Genomic DNA, 9,012 nt, shown 5'->3' on the forward strand with positions numbered 1-9,012 from the left:
TTGGGGTGTTTTCATTGTTCGAAGGCGTGTTTATCGCTCCCGCCTCGATATAACGTCAATTTATGATTTTTAATTTTTCACTTAAGTAAAATTGATGTTCTGGCAATCTCAGCGCAGGGCTCCGATGAAGAACACCCACCCCGACCTACGCGGCGGCGACCGCCTGGACTGGAATCTGTTGCGCACCTTCCTGGTGATCGTGCAGGAGCGCAGCATCAGCGGCGCGGCCGCCAAGCTGCACCTGACGCAGTCGGCCGTCAGCCAGGCGCTCAAGCGGCTGGAGGAACAATTGGACCGGCGCCTGGTGGAACGGCACAACCAGGCCTTCACCGTCACCAACGCCGGCGAGGAAGTGTGCCGCGCGGCCGAGGCCATCTACGGCAACGTGGCGCAGTTGCTGACCGATGTGTCGCAGACGGAGGTCGAGGCGACTGGCCGTATCCACCTGCTGGTGGCCAGCCGCATTCATTCGCAGGTCTATGACAACTTCTGGGCGCGGTTCCACCAGGCCTATCCACGCATCGAGGTGCAGATGGACGTGCTGCCCAGCAGCGAGATCGTCACGCTGATGCAGCAGCGGGCGGCCACGGCGGGCATTGCGTTGTGCCGGCAGATGCCCAAGCGCCTGGACAACAAGGTATTCCTGCAGCAGCGCTATGCGCTGTTCTGCGGCCGCAACCATGCGCTGTTCGGACGGCAGGACCTGCGCATCGAAGATCTGATGGGCGAGAACTTCGTGTCCTTTGCCAGCGATGCGCTGGGCGACAGCCTGTCGCCGTTGACGATCTTTCGCGATCAGCGCGGCTTTTCAGGGCGGGTGGTGGCGACGTCGACGCAGCATGACGAAGTCAAGCGCCTGCTCGTCGCGGGTTTCGGCATCGGTTGCCTGCCCGAGCACAGCGTGCGGCGCGATCTGGCCGAGGGCCGGCTGTGGCGGCTGCCGCCCGGCGAAGGCGTGTGCTCGGTCGACCTGCACCTGCTGTGGCATCGCGATGCGCCACGCAGCCCCGCCGAAACCGCCTTCCTGACGCACTTTCGCGACTACATCGATGGGTTCACCATGGCCGAGCGGCTGGCGTCCGACAGTCTGCCGCCACCTTGACGCGCGCGGCCGGCCGGGGCGGGCGTCTCAGTGTGGTGCGATCCGGATGCTGTCGCGCACCTGCCGGAATCTCGTCATGGCGGCCGGCATGGCGTCGCGCTGGGTGGCGCAGGCCATGCGGACGCGGCCTTGCGGCAGCGGCAGCTCGGCGTAGTACTCCAGCGTATCAGCGTGGCCGGGGCCGGCGCCGGGCGCGACCACGTAGTCGATGCCCTGGCTGCCGGCCAGCAGGTAGTGGTCGTACAGCTCGATGCTCGCGCGGCGCTGGCGCTGCCGACGCTCGGCGGCCTTGACCTGTGCCTGCCAGGTTGGCGCGGCGGGCGCCTTGGCGCCCGGGGCCAAGGGGGGCGCGGCCAGGAAGCCGACGCGGCACAGGTATTTGGCGTCCCGCGCCCGCGGCGGGAAGCCGTCGGGGCTGGAGATCTCGATCAGGGCATCGAAGCGGCCGCGTGCCGGCACCGGGCCGACCCGTAAGGGCGACGGCACGGTGACGGCCAGGCCGGTGGCGGCGTCGGCGTAGCGGCGCGGCACGATGTCGCCGGGCGGGCCCCGGTCATCGGTGCGTCCGTCCGCCGGTTCGTCTTCTTCCTGCTGGAATCGCAGCGGCAGGCTCAGCGCGGTCTTTTCGCCGGTCATGTCGGCGGGAAAGGCGGGTAGCGGTCCGGCGCGCCTGACCATCCGGGCGGCGGCGCGATCGACCGCGTCATCGCCGGAGGAGTGGCCGACGGTGACGTCGGCAATGGTGCCATCGCGCAGCACGGTGATCTGCAGCGACAGGCTGATCGGGCCATGCAGGCGCCGGGCCTCGGGCGGGAATTGCAGGCTGCTGATCATGCGCCGCTGCACGGCCTTGTTCCAGTCGGCCTGGTTGGCTGGCGCGGCCGCGCCCACGGGCGGCGCGGCGCAAGCCAGAGTGAGGGCCAGGCTACAGGCAAAGGCAAGCGCGCGCCAACGCATACGCAGGTCTCCGAAAGGGCTGGCCGCCAGCGCGGCCGCAAGGACGTGAAGGCGAGCATACCCGAGTGGCGCGTGTGGCGTGTCGGCGGGCCGCGCCTGCGCCCAGCTTACGCAAACGCGGCCCGCACCGCGTCGAATGCCGCCATAACGAGCGGTTCCTCGCGCCGCGCCGCCAGCGTGATGAAGGCCAGCTCCGCCTCGATCGACAGGCCCGGCGCCAGCGCCAGGCCGTGGGCCTGCGATTCGCGCAGCGCGATCGAGTCGCGCGCCAATGTCAGGCCGACGCCGGAACGCACCAGGTCCAGCATCGAGGCTTCCTGGTCCACTTCGGCGACGGTGTTGGGCGCGACATCCAGCTCGGCGAATTTCGCGGCGAGCAGGCGGTGGTGGACCGAGTCGGGCGGCGTCCCGATCCAGGGCAGGGCGGCGATTTCCTGCCAGCCACGGCCGGCCAACTGCGGCCCCCAGCCCTTGGGCGCCACCACGTAGTAGGAGAAGTCGGCCAGCGGCAGGGTGTGCAGCGCCGGCTGGCCGCGGGCGGTATCGCGCGGGCCGAGGAAGAAGCCGACGTCCAGTTCGCCCGCGCGCACCTGGCGGCCCACCGAGCCCGACATGCCGTGGCGCAGGGTGGGACGGATCTTGGGATAGTGCTGCACCAGGTATTGCAGCGTGGCCCCCAGCCGCAGGAATTCCGGATCCAGGATGGTGCCCAGGCGCAGTTCGCCCTGCACCGTGGTGCGCAGCGCGCCGATGGCGCGCTCGAAGTCCTCCAGCGCGTCCAGCACGCGCTGGGCCGAGGGCAGCAGGGCGCGGCCGTCGGCATTGGGCGCCAGGCCCTGGGCGGTGCGGGTGAACAGCGGCAGGTCCAGGGCCTCCTGGAAGCTCTTGAGCTGCAGGCTGAGCGCGGGCTGCGTCAGGTGCAGGTGTTCGGCCGCGCGCGTCAGGTTGCCGACGCGCGCCACGGCGGCGAAGGTGCGGATGTGCTTGAGGTCCATGGCTCCGGTCCCGTCAGGGCGATACCCATTATTAAAGAGTCTTATAAAGCGCTTTTCAACAATTCATTGGACAGGGGCGGCCGGCTGCGCGACAGTGGCACAGCCCTTGAGACTCAAAAGAAGAAGCGCAATGGAGACATACGACTACATCATCGTGGGCGCGGGGTCGGCCGGCTGCGTGCTGGCCAACCGCCTGAGCCGCGACCCGGCGGCGCGCGTGCTGCTGCTGGAGGCGGGCGGGCGCGACAACTACCACTGGATCCACATTCCGGTCGGCTACCTGTATTGCATCGGCAACCCGCGCACCGACTGGATGTACCGCACCGGGGCCGAGCCCGGGCTGGGCGGGCGGTCGCTGATCTATCCGCGCGGCCGGGTGCTGGGCGGCTGCTCGTCGATCAACGGCATGATCTATATGCGCGGGCAGCGCCAGGATTACGACGACTGGGCCGAGGTCGCCGGCGATCCGTCATGGCGCTGGGACGAGGTGCTGCCGGTGTTCAAGCGCAGCGAAGACCATTATCGCGGTGGCGACGAATTCCACGGCGCCGGTGGCGAATGGCGGGTCGAGGCGCAGCGGCTGCGCTGGGACATCCTCGACGCCTTTGCCGACGCGGCCGGGCAGGAAGGCATTCCCCGGGTGCAGGACTTCAACCGGGGCGACAACTTCGGGGTCGGCTATTTCGATGTGAACCAGCGCCGTGGCTGGCGCTGGAATACCGCCAAGGCGTTCCTGCGGCCGGTGCGCGAGCGGCCCAATCTGCGGGTGATGACGGGCGCGCACGCCGAACGCCTGCTGTTCGAGGGCACGCGCTGCGTCGGCGTGCAGGTGCGCCGCGATGGGCAGTCGGTCAGCGTCCGCGCGGCGCGCGAGGTGGTGCTGGCGGCGGGCGCCGTCAATACGCCGCAACTGCTGGAACTGTCGGGGATAGGCGAGCCGGCGCGGCTGCGCGAAAGCGGCATTGCGCTGCATCACGCCTTGCCCGGCGTGGGCGAGAACCTGCAGGACCACCTGCAACTGCGCGTCATCCTGAAGGTGCGCGGCGTGAAGACGCTGAACCGGATTGCCTCGACCTGGTGGGGCAAGGCCGGCATCGGGCTGGAATACCTGCTGAACCGCAGCGGGCCGATGAGCATGGCGCCCTCGCAGTTGGGGGCCTTCGCCAAGTCCGACCCGGGCCAGGCGCGCGCCAACCTGGAATTCCATGTGCAGCCTTTGTCGCTGGGGGCTTTCGGCGAGCCGCTGCACGGTTTCGATGCCTTCACGGCCAGCGTCTGCAACCTGCGGCCGGCGTCGCGCGGCAGCGTGCATGCGCAAGGCGCGGACGGTTCGCTGCCGCCGGCGATCACGCCGAACTACCTGAAGGAAGAGCAGGACCTGAAGGTGGCGGCCGATGCCATCCGCCTGGTGCGGCGTATCAGCGCGGCGCCGGCCTTGCAGCGTTACCAGCCCGAGGAGTGGCTGCCGGGCCCGGCCTACCAGAGCGAGGCCGAGCTGCGCGAGGCCGCGGGCAAGATCGGCACCACCATCTTCCATCCGGTTGGCACCTGCGCCATGGGCCGCCGCGCCGATGACGGCGCGGTGGTGGATGCGCGCCTGCGCGTGCATGGGCTGCAAGGCCTGCGCGTGGCCGACGCCTCGATCATGCCGACGATCACGTCGGGCAACACCAATTCGCCGACCATCATGATCGCGGAGCGGGCGGCGCAGATGATTCTGGAGGACGCGGTGCGCGTCGGCGTCCAGGCGCAGGCGGCCGAGCTGGTGGCGTGACGGCGAGCGGGGCGCGTCCGTGGCGATCCGGGCGCGGCGCGTTGGCTGGCTGGGGCGCGGCCAGGCCCGGAATCCCGCGCCTGGCGTCCGGGCGGCGCCCGCCGGCAGGGGCGGCCCCCGGCAGGCGCCCTGCGAGTCCGCCTCAGCGCAGCGAGCGGTACATTTCCTGGCGCTGCGGATGCGTCAGGATCACCTGCCACAGTTGGCCTTCGCGCGAGCGGAAGAAGCCGGCGCAGCACATCAGGTAGTACTGCCACATGCGGTAGAAGCGCGTGCCATAGCGTGCCTGCAACTGCGGCCAGGCGCGCTGGAAGTTGTCCCACCAGGCCATCAGGGTGCGGTCGTAGTCGGCGCCGAAGTTGTGCCAGTCCTCGATGATGAAGCGGCCTTCGACCGCGGTGCTGATCTCGCGCGCCGATGGCAGCTTGCCATTGGGGAAGACGTAGCGGTCGATCCAGGGGTCGGTGCTCTGGCTGGTCGAGGCGATGCCGATGGTGTGCAGCAGGAAGATGCCGTCGGGCGCCATCAGCCGTTGCACATTGGTGAAGTAGGTGTCGTAGTTCTTGGGGCCGACGTGCTCGAACATGCCGACCGACACCACCTTGTCGAAGCTGCCCTGCAGGTCGCGGTAGTCCTGCAGCAGCAGTTGCACCGGCAGCCCGCGCACGCGTTCCTGGGCCAGGGCGAGCTGTTCCCTGGAGACGGTGACGCCGGTGACCGTGACGCCGTAGCGCTCGGCCGCGAACTTGGCCAGCCCGCCCCAGCCGCAGCCGATGTCCAGCAGCGTCTCGCCGGGCTTGAGCTGCAGCTTGCGGCAGATCATGTCGAGCTTGGCTTCCTGCGCGGCTTCCAGCGTGTCGGACTGTTCCCAGAAGGCGCAGGAATAGATCATGCGGCTGTCGAGCATGGCTTCGAACACGTCGTTGCCGGCGTCGTAGTGCTGTTCGCCGACCTCGAAGGCGCGGCTCTTGGACTGCAGATTGAACAACTTGTGGCGCAGGTGTTCGGCGATCAGCTTGACGCGCGCCAGGCCCAGGGCCGCCGATCCCATGTCGGCGCGCAGCAGGCGGGTGAACAGTTCGTCCAACTGCTCGCAATCCCATTCGCCATCCATATAGGACTCGCCCAGGCCCAGCGACCAACTGGCGAAGACGCGCTCGTACATGTGCTTGTCATGGACCTGGATGTCCCAGGGGCGGGAACCGTTGATCTGCACGTCCGCCCGGCCCAGCAGATCCTGCAGGACCTTCGGCGGTTCGGGGGGCGGGGCGGCCTCCGGGTGGGAGGGACTTAGCTGAGTAGTCGGACTGCTTTGGTGCATAGCGGCTCCATATCAATTCTGGACTGACTGATCTGGCAATGCTGGAAGCGCATAACTCTCGCCCGGACCGGCGGATGGAATCCAATTTAATGATTGAATCGGCTTGATAGGCAATCGCAATTTCGGCGGGGTGTAGCGCCTTGGCGCCGCGGTCGCCGAACCGGGGACCCGCCAATCTTAACCAAGATATGCTGCTGCGCAAGGCCCCCCGGCCGTTGACTGCCTTGCGCTTCCGATAAGATACCGCCCATGCGCGCCGCCGCCCTGGCGATGCGCCCCGGTCTTATGGAGCACGACGATGCTGGATGCGAGCCTGGAACCCCGTTTGGAATTCGTCACCTGTGCCAGCCCGGCGGGCCTGCACCGCATGGCGTACTGGGAATGGGGCGATGTGGCCAACGACCAGGTGCTGGTCTGCGTCCACGGTCTGACCCGCAGCGGCCGCGATTTCGACACCCTGGCGCGGCGCCTGGCCGGCCGCTACCGCGTGGTCTGTCCGGACGTGGTCGGCCGCGGTCGGTCCGATTGGCTGGCCAATCCGGCCTTCTATACCGTGCCGCAGTATGTGTCCGACATGGTGACGCTGATCGCGCGGCTGCGGCCGGCCTCGCTGGCGTGGGTGGGGACCTCCATGGGCGGGCTGATCGGCCTGGGGCTGGCCGGCGCCGCCGCGCTGGCGCGCGCCATGCTGCCGTTGCGCCCGCACGCCGGCATGCTGCCCCCGCAGGATGGCATCCGGCTGTCGAAGCTGGTGCTCAATGACGTCGGGCCGCGCCTGGAAACCGGCGCGCTGGCGCGCATCGGCCAGTATGTCGGCGAGCCTGGGGTGTTCGCCTCGTTTGCCGAGGCGGTGGCGGCCATGCGCGCCAATTCCGAGACCTTCGGGCCGCACAGCGACGCCCAATGGGATCAACTGGCGCGCTTTGTCTATCCGGAACAGGGCGGGCAGTGGGTCAAGCACTATGATCTGGCGCTGGCGCAGCCGATGGCCGCACAGACGAGCGAGGAGCTGGCCGCTGGCGAGCAGATCCTGTGGCGTTCGTATGACGCGGTCGACTGCCCGATCCTGATCGTGCGCGGCGAATATTCGGACTTGTTGACCCGCGCCACCGTCGAGGAAATGCGTCAGCGCAATCCGCGCGCGCAGGTCCATGAGGTGCGTGGCGTTGGGCATGCGCCTACCCTGATGGCGGACGACCAGGTGGCAGCGGTGGCGGATTTCCTGCTGGCCTGAGCGCGGCGCGGGAAGGCGGCGCCGGGCGTCCGCCGGCCATATTGGGGACGCCGCTGGCCGGCGCCGCTACCCAGGGCAACGGGGCTTCTCTACAATAGGCTCCATGACTACACCCGTCCTCAACATCGATTTGCATTGCCATTCCACCGTGTCCGATGGCGCCCTGGCGCCGCGCGACGTGGCGCAGCGCGCGCACGCCAACGGCGTCGATGTCTGGGCCCTGACGGACCACGATGAAGTCGGCGGCCTGGCCGAGGCCGCGGCCATGGCCGGCGAACTCGGCATGCGCTTTGCCACCGGGGTCGAGATCTCGGTGACCTGGGCCGGCCTGACGGTGCACATCGTTGGCCTGCGTTTCGATCCGTCCAACACCGCGCTGGTCGAAGGCCTGCGCAAGACGCGCTCGGGCCGCGCCGAGCGCGCCCGCCGCATCGGCGAGCGCCTGGCCGAGATGGGCATGCCGGGCGCTTACGAGGGCGCGCTGCCGTTCGCCGGCAACCCCGAGCTGATCAGCCGCACGCACTTCGCCCGCTACCTGGTGGAGGCCGGCTACTGTCCCGACGTACAGACCGTTTTCAACAAGCACCTGGGCGACGACCGGCCCGGCCACGTGCCCATGCAATGGGCCACGCTGGCCGAGGCGGTGGGCTGGATCCGCGGCGCCGGCGGCATCGCCGTCATCGCGCATCCCGGGCGCTACAAGTACACGCCGCTGCAGTTCGCCGCGCTGTTCGACGAATTCCTGCAACTTGGAGGCGTGGGCATCGAGGTCACCACCGGCAGCCACACCGTGGAAGAGGCGCGCCAGTATGCCGAGGTGGCGCGCCGCTACGGCTTCCTGGCCTCACGCGGCTCCGACTTCCACAGCCCCAAGGAAAGCCGCATGGACCTGGGCCGGTTGCCGCCGCTGCCGCCGGACCTGAAACCGGTCTGGCACGACTGGTTCTAGCGCGGGCGGCGGGTGCCGCCCGGCCATCGGCATGGCGTGTCCGTGCCATCCTTTGAAATGATTGATCGCGGGCCAACCGCGCCGCCGCCATGAACAAAGCATTTGTCAAAGAATCCGACAACGAGGACGACGACGACCTGCCGCAGGCCCAGGCCCTGCCGGCAGGCACCAGGAACTACATGACGCCGGAAGGCTACGAGCGCCTGCGCGGCGAGCTGACGCACCTGATGAACGTGGAGCGGCCGTCGGTGGTGCAAGTGGTGTCGTGGGCTGCGTCCAATGGTGACCGTTCCGAGAACGGCGACTATCTCTACGGCAAGAAGCGCCTGCGCGAAATCGACCGCCGCATGCGTTTCCTGACCAAGCGGCTGGACATCGCCGAGGTGGTCGACCCCGCCACCCAACCCAACCGCGACCAGGTCTTCTTCGGCGCCACGGTGCTGTATTCGGACAAGGCCGGCGATGAGCACACCGTCACCATCGTCGGCGTGGACGAAGCCGAGCCGCTGGCCGGCAAGATCAGCTGGATCTCGCCGGTGGCGCGGGCGCTGATCAAGGCCAGGGAAGGGGATACGGTGGTGTTGCGCACCCCGGGCGGGATCGAGGAGCTGGATATCCTGGAAGTGCGCTACCCGGAGTAGATCAGCCAGCCCAAAAAGGCGACGGGCGCCGGCTTGTGG

General features: G+C 68.6%; 8 protein-coding genes. 5 read left to right on the forward strand and 3 right to left on the reverse strand.

Annotated features, from left to right (window positions below):
* The first annotated feature begins 124 nt into the window (after positions 1–124).
* Positions 125–1,102, forward strand: coding sequence for a LysR family transcriptional regulator (locus AC6LKG_RS01325; RefSeq protein ID WP_498162112.1), 978 nt, complete (start codon positions 125–127; stop codon positions 1,100–1,102).
* Between the two features lie 27 nt (positions 1,103–1,129).
* Here AC6LKG_RS01325 and AC6LKG_RS01330 read toward each other — a convergent pair whose 3' ends face one another.
* Both AC6LKG_RS01330 and AC6LKG_RS01335 read right to left on the reverse strand, forming a co-directional pair.
* A complete protein-coding gene (locus AC6LKG_RS01330) occupies positions 1,130–2,059 on the reverse strand; it encodes a TonB family protein (RefSeq protein WP_498162113.1) in 930 nt (309 codons plus the stop codon).
* A gap of 107 nt (positions 2,060–2,166) precedes the next feature.
* Positions 2,167–3,054, reverse strand: a complete 888-nt coding sequence (locus AC6LKG_RS01335; RefSeq protein WP_498162114.1) for a LysR family transcriptional regulator — start codon at positions 3,052–3,054, stop codon at positions 2,167–2,169.
* A gap of 130 nt (positions 3,055–3,184) precedes the next feature.
* Here AC6LKG_RS01335 and AC6LKG_RS01340 point away from each other — a divergent pair, with 130 nt between their 5' ends.
* Positions 3,185–4,828, forward strand: a complete 1,644-nt coding sequence (locus tag AC6LKG_RS01340; RefSeq protein ID WP_498162116.1) for a GMC family oxidoreductase — start codon at positions 3,185–3,187, stop codon at positions 4,826–4,828.
* Positions 4,829–4,970: 142 nt separating this feature from the next.
* Here AC6LKG_RS01340 and cfa read toward each other — a convergent pair whose 3' ends face one another.
* On the reverse strand, positions 4,971–6,149 hold the full coding sequence (gene cfa, locus AC6LKG_RS01345; RefSeq protein WP_498162117.1) for a cyclopropane fatty acyl phospholipid synthase: 1,179 nt from the start codon (positions 6,147–6,149) through the stop codon (positions 4,971–4,973).
* 298 nt (positions 6,150–6,447) lie between these two features.
* Between cfa and AC6LKG_RS01350 the strand changes: the two genes are divergently transcribed.
* The 3 genes from AC6LKG_RS01350 (at position 6,448) to greB (ending at position 8,973) form a co-directional block, all read left to right on the forward strand.
* Complete coding sequence (locus AC6LKG_RS01350) at positions 6,448–7,383, forward strand: alpha/beta fold hydrolase (protein WP_498162119.1); 936 nt, start codon at positions 6,448–6,450, stop codon at positions 7,381–7,383.
* Positions 7,384–7,486: 103 nt separating this feature from the next.
* Positions 7,487–8,332: a 3',5'-nucleoside bisphosphate phosphatase gene (locus tag AC6LKG_RS01355; protein WP_498162121.1), complete on the forward strand. Its 846-nt coding sequence runs from the start codon at positions 7,487–7,489 to the stop codon at positions 8,330–8,332.
* An 89-nt stretch (positions 8,333–8,421) separates the two neighbouring features.
* Positions 8,422–8,973 carry a transcription elongation factor GreB gene (gene greB, locus AC6LKG_RS01360; RefSeq protein WP_498162123.1) on the forward strand — a complete coding sequence of 184 codons (552 nt, stop codon included), beginning with the start codon at positions 8,422–8,424 and terminating at the stop codon, positions 8,971–8,973.
* Positions 8,974–9,012 lie beyond the last annotated feature (39 nt).

The sequence above is a fragment of the Achromobacter sp. 46006 genome (assembly GCF_059761975.1).

What these genes read in the sequence shown, in the direction of transcription:
- AC6LKG_RS01325 (WP_498162112.1), top strand. Translation starts at nt 125, where the DNA reads ATGAAGAACACCCACCCCGACCTACGCGGCGGCGACCGCCTGGACTGG.
- cfa (WP_498162117.1), bottom strand. Translation starts at nt 6,149, where the DNA reads ATGCACCAAAGCAGTCCGACTACTCAGCTAAGTCCCTCCCACCCGGAG.
- AC6LKG_RS01330 (WP_498162113.1), bottom strand. Translation starts at nt 2,059, where the DNA reads ATGCGTTGGCGCGCGCTTGCCTTTGCCTGTAGCCTGGCCCTCACTCTG.
- AC6LKG_RS01335 (WP_498162114.1), bottom strand. Translation starts at nt 3,054, where the DNA reads ATGGACCTCAAGCACATCCGCACCTTCGCCGCCGTGGCGCGCGTCGGC.
- AC6LKG_RS01355 (WP_498162121.1), top strand. Translation starts at nt 7,487, where the DNA reads ATGACTACACCCGTCCTCAACATCGATTTGCATTGCCATTCCACCGTG.
- AC6LKG_RS01350 (WP_498162119.1), top strand. Translation starts at nt 6,448, where the DNA reads ATGCTGGATGCGAGCCTGGAACCCCGTTTGGAATTCGTCACCTGTGCC.
- greB (WP_498162123.1), top strand. Translation starts at nt 8,422, where the DNA reads ATGAACAAAGCATTTGTCAAAGAATCCGACAACGAGGACGACGACGAC.
- AC6LKG_RS01340 (WP_498162116.1), top strand. Translation starts at nt 3,185, where the DNA reads ATGGAGACATACGACTACATCATCGTGGGCGCGGGGTCGGCCGGCTGC.